Origin of the sequence: Ferruginibacter paludis (assembly GCF_030409685.1) — a bacterium.
GTDB lineage: Bacteria > Bacteroidota > Bacteroidia > Chitinophagales > Chitinophagaceae > Ferruginibacter > Ferruginibacter paludis.
Genome location: NZ_JAUFQJ010000014.1, coordinates 107,876 through 124,467 on the forward strand (window position 1 = coordinate 107,876; position 16,592 = coordinate 124,467).

Annotated in this window: 15 protein-coding genes, 1 tRNA gene and 1 other RNA gene; 11 read left to right on the plus strand and 6 right to left on the minus strand. The window is 40.6% G+C overall.

Going from position 1 to position 16,592, the window contains the following annotated elements:
• The first annotated feature begins 3 nt into the window (after positions 1 to 3).
• From QWZ08_RS20035 to QWZ08_RS20080, 10 genes are all read left to right on the plus strand, one after another.
• Positions 4 to 2,505 carry a virulence-associated E family protein gene (locus tag QWZ08_RS20035; RefSeq protein WP_290339322.1) on the plus strand — a complete coding sequence of 834 codons (2,502 nt, stop codon included), beginning with the start codon at positions 4 to 6 and terminating at the stop codon, positions 2,503 to 2,505.
• Between the two features lie 209 nt (positions 2,506 to 2,714).
• A complete protein-coding gene (locus QWZ08_RS20040) occupies positions 2,715 to 2,969 on the plus strand; it encodes a hypothetical protein (protein WP_290339323.1) in 255 nt (84 codons plus the stop codon).
• 246 nt (positions 2,970 to 3,215) lie between these two features.
• Positions 3,216 to 3,380 (plus strand): hypothetical protein, encoded by a 165-nt coding sequence (locus QWZ08_RS20045; protein ID WP_290339324.1) that lies wholly within the window; start codon positions 3,216 to 3,218, stop codon positions 3,378 to 3,380.
• A 28-nt stretch (positions 3,381 to 3,408) separates the two neighbouring features.
• Positions 3,409 to 4,122, plus strand: a complete 714-nt coding sequence (locus QWZ08_RS20050; protein WP_290339326.1) for a hypothetical protein — start codon at positions 3,409 to 3,411, stop codon at positions 4,120 to 4,122.
• A gap of 9 nt (positions 4,123 to 4,131) precedes the next feature.
• Entirely contained in the window at positions 4,132 to 4,611 is a 480-nt protein-coding gene (locus tag QWZ08_RS20055; RefSeq protein ID WP_290339327.1) for a terminase small subunit, read from the plus strand.
• Positions 4,612 to 4,674: 63 nt separating this feature from the next.
• Entirely contained in the window at positions 4,675 to 9,072 is a 4,398-nt protein-coding gene (locus tag QWZ08_RS20060) for an AAA family ATPase (RefSeq protein ID WP_290339328.1), read from the plus strand.
• Between the two features lie 4 nt (positions 9,073 to 9,076).
• Entirely contained in the window at positions 9,077 to 9,334 is a 258-nt protein-coding gene (locus tag QWZ08_RS20065; RefSeq protein WP_290339329.1) for a hypothetical protein, read from the plus strand.
• A gap of 2 nt (positions 9,335 to 9,336) precedes the next feature.
• Positions 9,337 to 9,810 (plus strand): hypothetical protein, encoded by a 474-nt coding sequence (locus QWZ08_RS20070; RefSeq protein ID WP_290339330.1) that lies wholly within the window; start codon positions 9,337 to 9,339, stop codon positions 9,808 to 9,810.
• Between the two features lie 148 nt (positions 9,811 to 9,958).
• Positions 9,959 to 10,423 carry a hypothetical protein gene (locus QWZ08_RS20075; protein WP_290339331.1) on the plus strand — a complete coding sequence of 155 codons (465 nt, stop codon included), beginning with the start codon at positions 9,959 to 9,961 and terminating at the stop codon, positions 10,421 to 10,423.
• An 11-nt stretch (positions 10,424 to 10,434) separates the two neighbouring features.
• Positions 10,435 to 10,707 carry a hypothetical protein gene (locus QWZ08_RS20080; protein ID WP_290339332.1) on the plus strand — a complete coding sequence of 91 codons (273 nt, stop codon included), beginning with the start codon at positions 10,435 to 10,437 and terminating at the stop codon, positions 10,705 to 10,707.
• Positions 10,708 to 10,826: 119 nt separating this feature from the next.
• Here the strand turns inward: QWZ08_RS20080 and QWZ08_RS20085 are convergent, their stop codons facing one another.
• From QWZ08_RS20085 to ssrA, 6 genes are all read right to left on the minus strand, one after another.
• The gene (locus QWZ08_RS20085; RefSeq protein WP_290339333.1) at positions 10,827 to 11,408 is read right to left on the minus strand and encodes a PIN domain-containing protein; all 582 of its coding nucleotides are present in this window, start codon (positions 11,406 to 11,408) and stop codon (positions 10,827 to 10,829) included.
• The gene (locus QWZ08_RS20090) at positions 11,408 to 11,749 is read right to left on the minus strand and encodes an STAS-like domain-containing protein (protein WP_290339334.1); all 342 of its coding nucleotides are present in this window, start codon (positions 11,747 to 11,749) and stop codon (positions 11,408 to 11,410) included. Before QWZ08_RS20090 ends, QWZ08_RS20085 begins: the two co-directional genes overlap by 1 nt.
• Positions 11,750 to 11,821: 72 nt before the next feature.
• Entirely contained in the window at positions 11,822 to 12,691 is an 870-nt protein-coding gene (locus QWZ08_RS20095) for a hypothetical protein (protein ID WP_290339335.1), read from the minus strand.
• A gap of 138 nt (positions 12,692 to 12,829) precedes the next feature.
• Positions 12,830 to 12,901, minus strand: a tRNA-Ser gene (locus QWZ08_RS20100).
• A 66-nt stretch (positions 12,902 to 12,967) separates the two neighbouring features.
• Positions 12,968 to 13,474, minus strand: coding sequence for a hypothetical protein (locus QWZ08_RS20105; protein ID WP_290339336.1), 507 nt, complete (start codon positions 13,472 to 13,474; stop codon positions 12,968 to 12,970).
• A 752-nt stretch (positions 13,475 to 14,226) separates the two neighbouring features.
• Positions 14,227 to 14,600, minus strand: a transfer-messenger RNA (tmRNA) gene (ssrA, locus tag QWZ08_RS20110).
• A gap of 129 nt (positions 14,601 to 14,729) precedes the next feature.
• Between ssrA and QWZ08_RS20115 the strand changes: the two genes are divergently transcribed.
• Positions 14,730 to 16,520 carry a MutS-related protein gene (locus tag QWZ08_RS20115; protein WP_290339337.1) on the plus strand — a complete coding sequence of 597 codons (1,791 nt, stop codon included), beginning with the start codon at positions 14,730 to 14,732 and terminating at the stop codon, positions 16,518 to 16,520.
• Positions 16,521 to 16,592: the final 72 nt, after the last annotated feature.

Below are 16,592 nucleotides of genomic sequence, written 5' to 3' on the forward strand. Positions count from 1 at the left end.
AAGATGCCTCTACAATTGAAATACGATCTGAAATTTGAAATAGCTACCGGACGCAGCCGCGAGGAGACTAGTTGGAAAAATAAGGAAATGCTTTGGAGCGAGTTAATCGAACGACTCGAGAAAACTCATTATACCGCAGAAACGCAAGCGGAATACGCCCTCGCAAAGAAACCGAGACAGCTTGAAATTAAAGACGTAGGCGGCTTTGTTGGGGGGTACATTGCAGGCGGACGCCGTAACCCCACTAGCGTTAAACACCGCCAATTAATAACACTCGATCTCGATTACGCGAAAGGCGATTTTTGGGAGGATCTGCAGTTAATGTATGGTAACGCCGCCCTGATTTATAGCACGCATAGCAGCTCGCCTGAGAGCCCCAGATTTAGATTAATTCTTTTGCTAGATCGTCCGGTACGGCCGGACGAATACCAGGCTATCGCCCGCCGGATTGCCGGCTGGTTGGACATTGAGCAGTTTGATAATACCGGGTTTCAGCCAGAGCGCCTAATGTTTTGGCCAAGCACGTCAAAAGATGCCGAGTACATTTTTAAATATCAGGATGGCCCGCCGATGTGTGCCGATGCTATTTTAAAAACTTACCACGATTGGAGAGACTCGAGCGCCTGGCCGGTATCTGTACGCGTCGATAAATTACTGCAGCGCAATATTGCTAGACAAGGCGACCCGTTATTGAAAGATGGGAACATAGGCGCTTTCTGCCGTACCTACAACATTGACGAAGCAATAGCGACTTACCTGAGTGATATATACGATCCATGCGACACGCCTGATAGGTACACTTATAAAGAGGGCAGCGCCGCGGCTGGATTGATCGTGTACGATGACAAATTTGCTTATAGCCACCACGGCACGGATCCTATTAGCGGTAAACTATGCAATGCATTCGATTTGGTCCGACTGCATAAATTCGGTTTGATGGACGAAGGGGCTACCGGCAAGGTCCTCCCCTCCTTTACAGCAATGCAAGATTTATGTACAAAAGATTCAAAAGTAAAAGTGCTTATCGGTATTGAGAGAATAATCGATGCAAAACAAGCATTTTCTGAATTTAAAGAATTGGAGAATATTGAGACAACTGCAGGTACTAAAACACAAGTAGAGGTATCAAATACCGACTGGCTGGAACGGTTAGACACCGACAAACGCGGGAATTATACAAGCTCAATCAATAACATATACCTAGTGCTTAAACACGATACCGAGCTCAGAGGTAAGCTTTATTTTAACGAGTTTGAAGGGCTGTTGATAGCAAAGGGAAATTTACCATGGCGAAATGTAACAAAACAGACAAATGATTTTACGGACGACGACGCAGACTGCTTGGCTCACTACCTGGAAGTTTATAAAATGCCCTTCACACATTTGCAAAAAGCACTTTCGAAAATAAGAACTGAATATAAAACACACCCGGTCCGAGACTACCTCAACAAACAAAAATGGGATAGAATCCAGCGCCTGGATTCTCTGCTAATTGATTACCTGGGTGCCAAAGATGATTTTTACACCCGTACCGTTACGCGAAAGAGTTTTATCGCTTGTGTTGCTCGAGTATTCGAACCCGGTGTAAAATTCGATACAGTATTGACCATGGTAGGCAAGCAGGGAACCGGTAAAAGTACCATACTTGCCAAGCTCGGGGGAGAATGGTTTTCGGATTGCCTGGGGGATATCCACACAAAGGAGGGTATGGAGAGCCTTCGTGGTGTTTGGTTAATGGAGATAGCCGAAATGGCATCTTTTAAAAAAGCAGACCAAGATGCCATAAAAAGATTTTTAACAAGCCGGGAGGACATATACAGACCTGCTTACGGCAAACAACAGGTCAGATTTCAGAGGCAGTGTGTTTTCTTTGGTACAACCAATAAAGAGGACTTCTTATCGGACCCTACGGGGGACAGACGTTTTTTGCCTGTAGCTACGTCCGTCACAAAACCAGCTAAAAACCTATTTACCGATTTAACGCCTGCAGTTGTAAACCAAGTTTGGGCGGAGGCGCTTCATTATTATAACGAAAACGAATCTATTGATTTGTCCGAAGAGGCCAAAGAACTCGCGGAGGTAATTCGAGAATCCCATACAGTGCAAGACCCAAGAGCTGGGCATATTCAAGAGTACTTAAAAAAGCCGATACCGGATAATTGGGACACTCTCAATACCTATGAAAGACGGGCTTATTTGCAGGGAGACGAATTACAAGCCCCGGGCACTATCCCTAAAAATGTAGTGTGTGTGGCCGAGGTTTGGTGTGAGGCTTTAGGATGCACGCTGAAAGATATGACCACAAACAGTACAAAATTTATACATGAAATTCTGAGAAATACTAAAGGGTGGCGACCTACAAAAGGCAATAGAAAATTTAGTCTATACGGCTATCAAAGGGCTTATGAGCGCGTGCCGAGCGCGTTTGTTTCCGCCAAAAACGGAAATAGCGTGTTTGTCCTTAAAACAATCACGGCAAACACCGACAAACACCAAAAAAATTAATCGTGTTTTTTGTAAATATAATATAGCAAAGGATTACGGCGGCAAACAAACACGACAAACACGAAATATATGAACCTTTTAATTTTTAATTATTAGCCTTTTACTGTCTTTCTACAGCTTTTAATACCTATAAAATACGGGCATTACAGAAATGTAAGAAAATGGTGTTTTCGTGTTTAGCGTTTTTCAAACCTTAAAAATAATTCGACATGCAAGAGCCTAAGACGTTCGACGATTTTCTGAAATGGAGTGACAAACTTAAATGTGAATGGCTTGACACTCTGCCCGGCTTATCCGGCCAAAAAGCGGGGATCGTGGTTGAGCCTGGGCTAGATTTATTTTTATATTTCGAACGCAACTCGCTTGGCAAAATCACTTTTATAAAAATTGAAAAATTTACCGAAGTTCAAAGACGCCACAGAGTAGGAAATTTAGCAAATAAGGCAATGGCGAATATGAATTAATTAAAAGGTTCAACTCCTTACTACTCCACATCAAAGAGGCTTTTTTAAAGCTGAAAAGCAATGGTGCGGGTAAAAGGTAGCAAAACAGGTGGCAAATAATTTGAAATGCCCCCTGTATAACCTGTAATAATCGGTCCCTTGTTATTCAATCTTTCACAGTCCGCGTAAAGACAGTTTTAGCTTTACCAAAACACTCTTTTCAGAATAGGCAAATTACTTTCTTAACAATAAACCAAAAATTACAAAATGACTACTGACGAAATTCTAGCTAAGTATCCGGCGGAGCACCGTGCGGAAATTGTCGAAGCTGTTAAGCAACAAATCGGCGCCGCAAAAAAAGAGGATTTATCACTCACCCAGGACGACATTAAAAAATGGGCGGCAATGGAAGCCGTTGCGAAAAACAAATAATTTGAACCTCAAATAAAAAATAAGCAAAATGAACCAGAAAAAAAACATCAAAATAGACAGTGTTGGTAATACCCCTGATAGCGGTGACAACTTTATAGGAACTGTCTTAAGATTTGATAAATTAAATTTCGAAGCTAATCTTAAACGATATGATGCTTTGATTTCGGCAACTAACAGGGTAATGGAAATTTATGAGGCCCTAGATCCGACATTCGTGTTTAGTCAGGAAACCTGGCTAGATATGGTTAAGAACGGTACAACTAGAACTGAGATTAAGTACGAAGGCATAATAAGAATGCAACTGGATTCCGCAAAATTAACAGCAAAAGCCATCATCTCAGCAACGGACAGCATCGCAGCGAAAAATTTAGATGAGTTAAAGCTAGCGTTGCAAAAGGTAGCGGATACACTTGCCGACGAGTTTACAAATAGCAGGGGACTTCATTTGCTCGATCTAACGTTTATAGAGATTAAAGACGGCATAATCGGGCTTAGCGCCGAGGGCACTGCAGCGATAAGATTTAAATACGAAGATATAATTACAACCGAAACTCAAAATGAGTTTTACATCCACTTATTAAAAGTCCAAAGTGCTTATTCCGCTCTTAGAAAATTCATGTTAGAAAAAACAGTATTTGAGATTAATCACTCTCTAATTGGAAATACTGCTGCAGATCTTTTGCACGAAAACGCAGACGGCAATTTATCCTTAAACCCTTACGCTTTGGGGTTTTTAAAATAGATTATTTATATGGGTGCTAAAAAAAATGCGTTTTGGAAGCTCCGCTCTTCACATGGCCGCGAAAAAATATTCTCCGATCCTTCGATCCTACTCGAAGCCGCGGGCGAATACTTCGACCATGTTGATAGACTCCCTTGGTTCCGAGTTGAGCCCATTAAATCCGGAGATAAAGCGGGTAAGCTGGTAAAAGTTCCTTGTCAGCGTCCTTACACTCTGTCTGCGCTCTGTCATTTCTTGGATATCCATTTTACAACATGGCAGCTTTACAAAGAGCGACCCGATTTTAAACAAGTTGTAGAAAATATTGAGGAGTTTATTTATAATCAGAAACTCGAGGGTAGTCTTGTCGGGGCCTTTAATGCTAATATTATTGCTCGTCATCTTGGCCTTGTAGAGCGAACGGACCGCACTTCGAAGGGAGATAGTATTAGTGGCAGTTTTTTGCATTTTTTAAAGGAAACAGGAACGGTAGACGAAGAGCATGAATAAAAAAAGGCGCTTTTAAAATTTATTAAACCGGCTGGCAAGTAGCCTGCCCTAAACAGAAATAAAATGGCAGTAAAGGTTAATGGGGACGATGGCGCATTGCATTGGGACGCGAGCATTTCTACGGATTCTTTTGAGCAAAGCGTCCAGGTTATTATCAACGGCCTGGAAGGTACCGTTAAAAAAGCTACCGAGATGGCGAAAGCCCAGGACGCAGCGTTTACAGGCACCTCCAAGGCCGTTGACAATGTTTCAAATTCAATCAGCGCTCTACAGACGGCGCTTGACGGCTTTAAAAACGCTAAGCAGCAGGTAATAGACGTCCAAACTGAGTTGGCAAAATTAACAGCCCCAGGTTTCGCAGATGGCAAGAGCGTCGCGGAGGTTTCTAACCTTAATAAATACATTGAGCAAACGAAAGGCGATCTAAAGACTTTGCAAAATGTTGTTTCTGATTATTCGAATCAAATTGTAGCACTTTCAAACTTACCGGTAACAGCGCCGGCAATTGTTACGAAAGCCGCAAGCCAGTCTGTCAACGTCACGAATGTTATAGCGCCCCAGGTAATTGAGGAGCTTAAAAAAGCATTTGGCGAAATCGATCAACCGACACAAAAATTTATACAGGATCTGATAGCACTAGAGTTGAAATTGCAAGACCTGACACTTTGGCAAAAAGAACTAGACGCTGCTTTCAACCAAAGTAAAATTTCGCAAGAGAATTACGCTCAAACATCGGCTTTCCTGATAGCGGGTATTAAACAGGTAACGGACCAAACTGCGCAATTAACAAATAATCAGAAAGCCTATGAAGCTTCTCTATCCAGCGGCACGGGCAGCATAAAAGACAAAAAAATAGCTCTTGCGGACCTTAGCCGGGCTTACGAGGTTTTGACACAAGCCCAGCGCGATAGCCCCGAGGGCGTTACAATGGCTAAAAATATCGCCTCTTTAAAAACTGAAATTGCAGGACTTGACCCAGGCAAAATAAATGCCGTTGGTGAGCGGTTACAAACGGTGCAATCGGAGTTAAGAAAATTGCAAGAGCTAATGGTCCGAAATCCAAACTCGCCATTATTTGAGAACTGGAAAAAAGAAGCAGCCGAATTAAAGGAAAATTTGTTATCCGTTAAGACAGGCGTAGAGCAGGCAACAAACAGTACTGCGGGCGTGGAAGCCTTTGCAACTGGTTTGCGTGCAATAATCGGCGGCTTTGAGGCGGCTACCGGCGTTATTGGCCTATTCACCACAGACACGAAAGAATATGAGGAGGTAACTAAGAACGCGGCGAGTGCATTAGCTCTTATGAATGGTATTCAAGAGGTTTCAAACGTGCTGTCGAAAACGAGCGCTTTGAATGTTTACCTGCTTGGCCTGGCTCACAAAGGTGTAGCAATTAACACCGCTTTGGAGACAGCCGCCGTCGAAGTAAACAGCGTTGCTGTCGGAATTAATACAGCTGCTTTAGAGGCTGAAACTGTTGCAACTGTAGAAACTACGGTAGCTACCCGGGGATTGGCTGCCGCACTGCTCGCCAACCCGGCGGCGTTAATTGTTGCGGGCATTGTTGCGATAGCGGCCGCTTATTTTGCATTTCGTAACGAAGCGAAAGAATTAACTACGGCGCAAAAATTACTTAATGAGCAAACAAAATCAGCCGGTGATATTTTCGCAAAAGCTGCCGACGGAGCAGGCACCGCCGCCGGAGAGGTTGCCAGGTTAACCAGTGAAATTGATTTAGCAAAGAAAGGATTTATCGCTAAAAATAAAGTTGTTGACGCCTATAACACGTCGATCGGAAAAACGACCGGCCTTGTAAAAGATATTAATGAGGCTGAGGCCGCTCTTGTAAAAAATGCCCCCGCATACATCGAATTAATGTTTCAAAAAGCAAGAGTTGCGGCGGCAACAGCGCTTTACCAGGAACAAATTTCGAAGCAAATTAAAGCAGAGCGATTTGAGGGTTTGGCAGACATTCAACTATCAATAAAAACCGGCGACGCCGCTGCAGATGCTGCCCAGGCTAAGATAGACAAGGGTATACGTGATAGAAACACAGCCCGGAAAAATGAAGGAAAAGCATCTGTTGATTATTTCCTCAATATCATAAAAGACGGCAATGATGCAATAGGTAAGATTGTTAACGATAAGAAATGGAACTTTTTTGGAGATACTGAAAAGGACAGCAAAAAAGTTTCAGACCAAATTAAAGGCCTGAATGAATTGCTTAATCAGCAAAAGTCTTTATTGCAGGATATAGAAAATTTGCACCGAGGGGCGTCTCAATCCGGGCTTACTAAAGAGCAAACAGAGCTCGATAAAATAAATGAACGCTATGACCTTGCTATAAAAAAAGTAACCGAGTTTAACAACAAGGCAGCGGAATTCAACAAAAAAAATCCGAATAATAAAGTAGCCTCTGTTTCTATCGATAGCCTGGTATCCGATAGGGCGCTGGAACTGCAGAACGCCACTTTTAGGAAAAACGCGGAGGATTACAAAAAGAGTCTCGAGCTGCAGCAAAAGTATTTCGAAGATTTTGAGAAAGCGAAATTAGAAGTTGGCGAGGCTAAAGCGAAAGAGCTTTATAATGCTCAATTGAAAGGCGCTACATCGTATCTCGATTTCTTAAAACAGCAGAAAGCGGATATTGAAAAGGCTATACCCGTTGGCGCTAAACCAAATCTTGAACAGGCTTTAAAATTAGCGGCCATTGACAAAGAGCAAACGATAGAGCATAATAAAGCCGCCGCCGCGGCCTTTCTAAAACAAATAGCAGACTATAAAGCACTCCTCGAAGCCGCGATTTCATACAATGAAAAGAAAGCAGAGATAAATAAAAAGTACGATGGCCTGGAAGCGACTCTGCAAAATGATAGTAATACCAGCGCCGCGTTAAAATCGCAAAAAACGCAGGTCCTAGAAGATCAAAGAGCGGATGAATTGAGAGCAGTTGAGGAGGATGCTTTTCAACATACCGAGATTTATAAAAAAATGAATGAGGATATTTTAGCGCTCACTCATGACCGTATCAAAAAAGAAATTGGCCTGGCTAAGCAACTTTTAACAGCCGGCACAACTACGGATAATCAGGGCAACACTTTAAAAATATCTGATGACGAGCGGGCCAAAATACTAGAGTATATAAATCGGCTGGAAGAGGCCGAGAAAGCCACTCGTACCGTATTCGGTTTAACTGCAGAGCAATTTAAAGACATTGCCGACAAGGCGAAAAGTATTGCCGGTATTTTTGGCGATTTAGCAAACGCTGTACGCAGTACAAACGGAGGTTTAGCCGATACCCTGGATACAATGAGCAGCCTCAGCAATATAGCCGGGAGCGCTGCCAGCGCAATTGGAAATTTTGCCTCCGGTAACATTATTGGCGGAATTGCTTCCACGGTACAAGCGATTACAGGGATCTTCTCTATAGGTGCAAAAAGCCGTGAGAGTGAGCGAAAAGCCAATGCCGAAGTTGCCAGTTTTCAACAGACAGTTATGTTTGGCGAGCTCGCCGTTAATGAGCTTTATCGGGAACGGGCGAGGCAGCAAGTTTTGCTCAACAAATTAAAATTGCAGGGCCTGGCAGATGAAAGCAAGTTATTAGCCGATCAACTTACTGCAAATGCAAACGACTACCAAAAAATTTTAGCACTAATTCAAAAGCAACAATTCGTAGCCGGGGAGCATACAGAAAAATCAGGCGGCTTTTTAGGAATTGGCCGATCAACAAAAGTTGTACAGGATTTTCAAAGCCTGGGAGGTAAATCTTTCGACGAGTTGGAGCAATTATTTATGAGCGGGCAACTAGACGCAAAGGCGAAAGAGTTGTTTACCCAACTTGAAAAGATAAAATCAGAGGGGGTAGATATTAAAGCTGAGATTGAGGCAAACAGAATAGCCGCCCAAGAGATTTTTACCGGTACTACTTCGGATTCCATTCTCGATTCCATTGTACAAGGATTTGAATCCGGTAAAAGGGCAACAGCGGATTTTGCTGACAACTTTCAGGATCTAATGAAGCAATCTATTTTAAACTCTTTGAAATATTCAGCTATCCAGGAACCGCTAAAAAAGTTTTATGCGGACTTTGCTGCAGCTTCTGAGTCGGATGGTATATTAACCACCGCAGAAATAGCCCAGCTGCAGGCGTCGTATAATGCCACCATACAAGCGGCAGGGCAGCAATTCGACCAGCTGCAGCAAATTGCAGGTATAAACTTTAATAACTCAGCTGCGGGTAATGGCAACAGCCTGCAGGGCGCTATTAAGGGTATTACTCAACAGCAGGCGGATTTATTGGCTGGCCAGTTTGGCGGGCTTCGTATTACCGCATTCGAGCAATTAGCCCAGGCCAAGTTTCAGTTAAACGCTTTGAATATAATAGCAAATAATACCGGGCTAATTGTTGACACAAACGCCCTGCTTCGCAAATTTGATACAACCGGCATTAAAGTAAGATAACATTATGACTACACAGGAAAACAGGTATTTTATAGATGGCGCCGACCTTTGGATTTATTACGGCCTGGAAAAATTCTTAAAGTTTTTTAAGACAAAAGAAGCAGTGTATAGTTTCTGCGTTGAATCGATTGCAGAGGAAAAAAATCTAAACGAAACAGCAAGGCTAGAATTAAACGAGGTTATCAAAGAAGAGTTAGATCGGATGTTTGAGAAATTAGACCACAGGGATGCCGGAGATGAAATTTTAAACAAAATACTATAAATATGACTAATCAGCAATACGAATACGTTGGTAAATGGGTAGCCAAAGTTCTACCCGGTATTTCAAAAATAGCCCTCTGCCAAATAGAGGCGCCAAAGCTTTTAACAGAGGCTGAGGATGTGCGTATTTTGATTGCTGTCTTTTCAGATTATTACGGATTTGAGTTTTACGAAAGTCTGCCAACTATGTGCAATAAAGACCGGACGGAATATAAAATGAAATTTGTCGCCCTCTATCTTTGCTGCTACGATCCCGCTACTATAAAAGGCCTATACAGAAAGAAAATAGACCGAAATCTAAGGAGTAAGCTTGCTAAGATTTTAACCACACATCCGGCTATGATAAGCCAATGGTTACCCAAAATAAAATTTTATTTGGAAAGACAGAAAGGCTATGAAGCTGAGATCCGGCAAATGATTGCAGCCGTTAAACTAGAAAAAGAATATTTGTTCGAAAAGGACGAAGCTCTCCCTTAGCGATACATAATAATTATCCAGGTGAATAGCACGCGGCCAAACACCGTTACTCAAAAATGTGCATAAAATATTTAAATGTTTACTATGTTTACATTTAAATATTACATAGCTTGCGTCTATTATCCACAAACATTAAAAACAAATTTTTATGACTAGTACACAGATTGAAACATCACCCCTGGCTAAAAACGCGACAGCCGCTGAGACAATTGAAACATTCCTTGCTTTGAAATACCCCGACGGGGCTAAGGGTAAAAGATATTCTATGGAATGGCTTGTATTTGAGGGACTAATGGGAGGTCCTAATGAGCCGATGGACGAAGCGTTTGTAATTAAAGATGCCTTTCTCGATCTTTTGGTGGGATTGAGTAATCCTAAGGTTAATAAGGCTTTCACGGGAAGGTCCGTAAAAGCAATTTCTGAGATGTCTAGACGTATAGTGGGATTTATGGAGTTTTTACAGGAGGAGGAGGCGCTAGCACTTTTAGAGATGCAATTGACGAAAAGCACTAGGACAGCAGACGAGCAAATGGAGAAGCTCTTAAAAAAGGAATACGGAGAAAAGATAGCTGAGCATATTCGCAAAGAGAAACTTAAATCCGATATTGCTTAAAAATAATTGATATGAATACTAAGAAAAATAAGCCGCTGCCCGTAGGCCGGCCAAAAAGGAAAGACAAAGACAACACCAAGGCGCCCAGTGTAGAGCGAGGAACGATCCCAGGAGACAAGCGCAAAACTTATATTGTCAAAACCGAAACGGCGGACAAAGTCGACGCTATTGCTTATTGGGACCGGATCAGTATTAAGGACGTTGTTGGTGAAGCTTTCGAAAACCATATAGACGCCTGGGAAAAAAAGAATGGACCTTTAAAAGTTCCAAAGAAAAGCAGTTGAAAATTTTATTGAATAGGCCCGGATTGGATCCGCGCCTATTTTTTTTTGTTCAATAATCTAATTTTACTTTGTACCGAAATCGAAAAAATAGTAGTGTCCCAGTTTGCAAATAGGTGCTTTTATGCAAGCTTCAGCAGGGATGTTTGAGTTGTTAGAATTGATATATTTTCAACTCTAAAATCAGAGTCATTAGTTACTAGTACTAAATTTTGTTTAAGGGCAACTTTCGTAAAAACGTGATCATTGAAATCTAAATGTCGTGGAATGTTTTTTATTAAAGTATCGCAGGTATATTCATTTAAAGAATCTGAGATAAATGAAATTTTGTCCTTGTAATCTCTAATAGACACACAGGCATCTTCCAGGTCTAACAAGTAATCAGCAGACTGTCTGTAATTTTTTTTATAGTGAGTATGTTTTTTTTCTCCGTCTGCCATTGGAGTGTGTAGGCAATATTCATAATAATAAATGTCATTCATAATCCTATTTATTAATTCTGAAATTAACAAAGATGGCATGGCAATGGTCGCAGTTGGCGCTGTTCTGTTTCTAATGATTTCATTAAAAAATTTGGTATACGGGTCAAAGTATGGCTTATTATAAAAGTCATATAAAACCGCTAACCAAACATTCGAATCAAAAAAATACCTACACCCATTTTGTGGAGAAGTTCTTCGAATATCAGATATTAGAAAAGCCATTATGCTTTACCTATCGCATTATTGTAAATTTCATGAAAAGCATCTGGGTTGAGAGCCCGCCTTTTCAATCTTTGGATCTTATTTGGAATAGCTTCATTTTCGTCATCAAAACCTACAAACTTCACATATTCGTCAACTTTGGCTCCGAAATGAAGATATAATTTTCCTAAGAAGTTATTCAGAAATATAGTAGAACAGATATCCATACCTTCAAACGAAAGGTCAATATTTGTTTGCGTGGCTATAGCATTTTCTACAATAGGCAAAACCAATGCTGCATCTTCCATAGAATCAGCACTTTTCTTATTAATGACGGATAATATGTTGAGAGTTTGTGTCATGTTTACAGTAATCCTTTGCAAGCTAATATACAAAAAACATACAAATCTACATTTTTTTTCCGTAGCCGGGTGTTAATTTTTGTAATCAACTGCAAATATTAGGTTGAGTACGCTCCCATTGAAGTTATGAGATAGTTTATAGCCCTCAATCCCCATTGCCGCCAAACTACTACTCCAAAAGCCTTTACCAGTGTAAATCTGAAATATCCCATTGTTATTGATACAATAATCAAATATTCCTGATAAACCCAGTCCTCCGATTTCGCATGCCGCATTTACAACCTTACTGCTGCCTCCGCTTACCGCCCATTTTATTGCTTCTATATCTGTATTAATTGCTCCCTTTTCGTGCTCTCTTATTGGCACAAGAAAGCCTACGCCCAAATCAACTAAGGTTAACATAAAACGTTTTTTGTTGGGATAATATTGCCCACAAATAAATCCGGGTAAGTCTGTTCTTGCATGCCTTAAAATATTTTGGAAAACATCATACAAATCAGAATGAATTTGATGTTTTATTTTTTTCTCGATATAATTCATACCTCTATTAGCCATGAGTTGTAGCTGGATGTATTCAGAAAAATCTTGTAATTCTGTAGGTAAAAATTTTTTGACTGGGATTGTTGTTTTCTCTACATCTTCAAAGCTGTAATTTGAATCTTGCAAACAACCATTTCGGAATAACACATGAAATTTTGAGAATGCGTAATCAAAATTTGTTGTGAGTGTTAAGTTGTTTTCTGTTTCTAGTTTAAAAATAAGGGCTTCAAATAAAGCGGCTAGGTTTGCGTCAATCCATGTCATATTAGATAAATCCACCTCTATCACTGTATTGTAATATTTAGAGGCGTCAAAATAAAACTGCATTAGAATATTGATACCTTTTGGAGAAGTTGTTACATTGCCAACAATGTTTACAATAATTTTATTTTGAGTTTCCATATGCCTTGAATCTATTTACCTTCATTATCTTTTTACTTTAATACTTCTTCTTTTTTGCATTTCGTCTGGTCAGTTCTTTATTTTTACACATACTTGTCTATGTAAGCTGTGATTGTTATCTTTACAGTAATAAAATAGTGATCCCGGAAGGGGTCGGACCTTCATTTTCACCTTAGCGGGGCGGTGTTCTGACCATTGAACTACGGGACCCTATTAAATTTTTAAAAACCATCAGCATTTGGCGCTCAAACTACTTTGCTGATGGTTTTTGTATTTTTATATCTCGATACTTTCTTTCATTCTACCTGATAATTGGTTTTCATTGTACGTGTGTTCTTTTTTAATTGAGCCCTCAGAGTCTACCCAGGCTTTTGAGCCCCAAAAAATATTAAGGTTTCCTTCGCCAACTTGATAGCTAACAATCACCTTATCACTCTTAAGAGAATATACTGCCTGCTGCGTTCTCTTTGTTACAACTTTTTCATCCTCATTCGGTTCCTTTTTGATAGCCCTTTCAACTATTTCCCTCATGTGCAGAAAATGGCCGGCTTCTTTTAAAATACTCGCAACTTTCATCTTATTAGAGATCCCACCTGGCTCTCCAATTGGAACAGTGTTACCAGGCGTAACTAATGCATTTGCTTGTTTCTTATCGTTAATATTATACGCGCCCTTTAAAGCTCCTAGTGCATTTACTAAAGACTTATATAACAATACATCTGGCTTTTGCTCCAATTCGTCAATTTTAAGCTGAATAGATTCAATAATGCTCTTATCTTCCATATAAATTATTTTACTATAGTAAAGGTATAAATAAGAATTTGAAATAACACTGAAAGAAATTAGGAAGTGAGCCTAAAGGATGGCCAAATGATAACCAGTTAGATTCATGTATACACACAAACAACTGTATATCAATGATATATGTTATAGAAATGCGGACAACGGTGTTTTTATCCACAGGTGTTAACAAAATGGGCTACTCGGAATTTATCGAAGTAACCCATAGTATTTACTGGATTTTACATTATCGATTTACGCTATCCTTTGACTAGTAGGGTTTTTCGCTATCTCAGTGCGTCTCTACGGTGATAGTGCACTGGCTTTCGGGCGTCACCTTTCAACCCTCCGCAACTGCCTATGCCACAGCAGCAGCTTAAGCTTTTCTGCTATTTTTATTTCGTTATTCAGCTCCGCAATAAGCGTTCCCGGGGTTCAAACTTTTTGATATCCGCTCTTGCCGGGTAACAAGAGTTACGTCGCCCGCAGGTAGGTTGTTTGCATTTGTCAAGAGAGACTTTGTTATTGACGAATAAGGACCGTTTAAAGCGATAAGATTTTTCTGGAAGGGCTAAAGAAAGTTCCTTTTATTTAAAATGTGGGCGCTATTTTTTTTTTGACATTATGGTTTTATCTACATCAGCTGTGAGAAATTGAGATTGTATACTTTTTACGGGTTTATTTGCTACCCTTTTTGCTACCTTTAAAACAAAAAATCCTGAAATCCTTATCAGTAAAAGGTTTCAGGATTTAAAAAGTGGAGCTGCAGGGAGTCGAACCCTGGTCCAAACATATTCGCCATAAGCTTTCTACATGTTTATTGCTGCATTAATTGTAGGGAAAAAGCCGGGGCAACACAAACCAACTTTAACCTTAGATGAATGGTCTTAAGCAATGATCACATCATTTCATTGCAGCAACCTGTTTTCTTTTTGAGTCGGCGGAGGAACTTGGCAACCGGCCAGCCCGTTCAACGGCCCTAATGGGTGCTAATCTAATAGATTAAGCAGCCATGGCATACTGAGTATTGCCATTTGAAGTTTTGGGTATTCAGATTTAAGTGCTAATTATCCAACGCACTACATGCTTACACTTACAAAGATCTATGCTGTCAAAACCGGTCAGCCCCGTTCCTTTATTAATAATTAAAAATTGATCATTGCTAATAAAGAACAGCAAATTTACGAAAACTATTTTGTTACCACATGTAAAACTGTTGTGCAATACATTTGCACTTCTTATTTTAACAAAAATTACAATGCCTCCAGAAAAATATTACAAGGACAGGATAACAACGCTACAACAGCAATTACAGCAACAGTTGCAAAAAAAAAGATGGCTGGGCTGGTCACGTTTTGCTGTTGTACTGATGCTTGGCTTAGCCATTTATCTTCTACTGCCTTCTGGCCTCGCTTACGTTGGTGCCGCTACGTTGGTGTTAGGTATTGTTTTTACCAGGTTATTGTTTACAGATCTGCGCAATAAACTGGCCATAGAAAACACACTTCACCTGGTACAAATTAATGAGGACGAAATAAAATCACTGGCACATAATTATTACTCCTTTGCTGATGGCCAAGGGTACATGCCGAAAGAACATCCCTATGCAAATGACCTGGATATTTTTGGAAGGGCATCGTTGTTTCAATACGCTAACCGCACTACTTCTGATATGGGAAGTGCTACCTTAGCACAATGGCTTTTAGAACCTGCGGATGTAGTAACCATCGTGCAAAGGCAGGAAGCTGTAAAAGAATTGGCTACCGTAACTGAGTGGCGCCAGCAACTGGAAGCATACGGCCGCCAGCAAAAAATTACCGCCGGTACGCAACAAAGATTGCATGACTGGCTGCAAGCCACACCACATTTTATCGGCAACCATTTTTGGAAAATAATTCAATACGCCGTTCCTGCTGTTATGATCAGCATACTTATCCTGAATATCGGGGATGTTGTTTCAGACCATGTACGAAATCTTTTTTTACTCGGCTCCGCCATCATTGCTTATGCCATGGCAAAAAAAATTGCTCCACTGCATGAGCAGGTAAGCAAAATGGCGGATGAATTATCTGTACTTGCCAACAGCGTACAGCTGATTGAACAAACGACTTTTAAGTCACCACTGCTAAATACACTGCAGCAACATTTCATTATTGAAAATACCAAAGCATCTGTTCAGTTAAAACAATTGAAAAAAATTGTAGAAAGACTGGACATCAGACTAAACCCGGTAGTGTTTGTTCCGCTGGCCATTATTTTTCAGTGGGATGTACAACAAGCCATGGCGTTGGAAAAATGGAAGCAGCGCAACCGGCAAAATATTGGAGAGTGGTTTGATGCTATAGGTGCATTGGAAGCCCTGCATAGTTTTGCAGGACTTATTTTTAATAATCCCGATTGGTGCTTTCCGGATTTTAAAACGGAGCATTTTTTTATAGAAGGCGAAAGTATTGGCCACCCGCTCATCAGCGCTGTCAAAAGAGTGAACAACAATATCAGCATAACGCACAAGGGCGAATTGATGCTGATAACGGGCAGTAATATGGCCGGAAAGAGCACTTACCTGCGCAGCATTGGTATTAACACCGTGCTGGCAATGGCAGGTGCGCCTGTATGTGCTGCATCCTTTACATTATCGCCGGTACAGATCATCAGCAGTATGCGCATTGCAGATAACCTTGAAGAAAGTACGAGTACATTTTATGCTGAATTAAAAAAATTAAAAGCTATCATCGACCGGGTAAATGCCGGTGAAAACATATTTATTTTACTGGATGAGATATTAAGGGGTACCAACTCCTTAGACCGGCATACAGGATCGGTAGCGCTGGTAAAACAACTGATCAGGCACCAGGCAGCCTGCATTATTGCAACACATGATGTTGAACTGGCCAGGCTGAAAGACACCTACCCTGAAAATATATTAAACTATCATTTTGATGCGCAGGTAAGCAAGGACGAGTTGTATTTTGACTACAAATTAAAAACGGGCGTTTGTGAAAGTTTGAATGCCTCTATACTGATGAAAAAAATTGGAATAGAACTCTAATTTATGTCTGATATCTGATTTTTTGATGTCTGACTTCATGCTGCGTTAACCATGGTCCGTCTATGTAACAGT

What these genes read in the sequence shown, in the direction of transcription:
- QWZ08_RS20040 (WP_290339323.1), top strand. Translation starts at nt 2,715, where the DNA reads ATGCAAGAGCCTAAGACGTTCGACGATTTTCTGAAATGGAGTGACAAA.
- QWZ08_RS20045 (WP_290339324.1), top strand. Translation starts at nt 3,216, where the DNA reads ATGACTACTGACGAAATTCTAGCTAAGTATCCGGCGGAGCACCGTGCG.
- QWZ08_RS20035 (WP_290339322.1), top strand. Translation starts at nt 4, where the DNA reads ATGCCTCTACAATTGAAATACGATCTGAAATTTGAAATAGCTACCGGA.
- QWZ08_RS20115 (WP_290339337.1), top strand. Translation starts at nt 14,730, where the DNA reads ATGCCTCCAGAAAAATATTACAAGGACAGGATAACAACGCTACAACAG.
- QWZ08_RS20095 (WP_290339335.1), bottom strand. Translation starts at nt 12,691, where the DNA reads ATGGAAACTCAAAATAAAATTATTGTAAACATTGTTGGCAATGTAACA.
- QWZ08_RS20065 (WP_290339329.1), top strand. Translation starts at nt 9,077, where the DNA reads ATGACTACACAGGAAAACAGGTATTTTATAGATGGCGCCGACCTTTGG.
- QWZ08_RS20085 (WP_290339333.1), bottom strand. Translation starts at nt 11,408, where the DNA reads ATGGCTTTTCTAATATCTGATATTCGAAGAACTTCTCCACAAAATGGG.
- QWZ08_RS20090 (WP_290339334.1), bottom strand. Translation starts at nt 11,749, where the DNA reads ATGACACAAACTCTCAACATATTATCCGTCATTAATAAGAAAAGTGCT.
- QWZ08_RS20055 (WP_290339327.1), top strand. Translation starts at nt 4,132, where the DNA reads ATGGGTGCTAAAAAAAATGCGTTTTGGAAGCTCCGCTCTTCACATGGC.
- QWZ08_RS20050 (WP_290339326.1), top strand. Translation starts at nt 3,409, where the DNA reads ATGAACCAGAAAAAAAACATCAAAATAGACAGTGTTGGTAATACCCCT.
- QWZ08_RS20080 (WP_290339332.1), top strand. Translation starts at nt 10,435, where the DNA reads ATGAATACTAAGAAAAATAAGCCGCTGCCCGTAGGCCGGCCAAAAAGG.
- QWZ08_RS20060 (WP_290339328.1), top strand. Translation starts at nt 4,675, where the DNA reads ATGGCAGTAAAGGTTAATGGGGACGATGGCGCATTGCATTGGGACGCG.
- QWZ08_RS20070 (WP_290339330.1), top strand. Translation starts at nt 9,337, where the DNA reads ATGACTAATCAGCAATACGAATACGTTGGTAAATGGGTAGCCAAAGTT.
- QWZ08_RS20105 (WP_290339336.1), bottom strand. Translation starts at nt 13,474, where the DNA reads ATGGAAGATAAGAGCATTATTGAATCTATTCAGCTTAAAATTGACGAA.
- QWZ08_RS20075 (WP_290339331.1), top strand. Translation starts at nt 9,959, where the DNA reads ATGACTAGTACACAGATTGAAACATCACCCCTGGCTAAAAACGCGACA.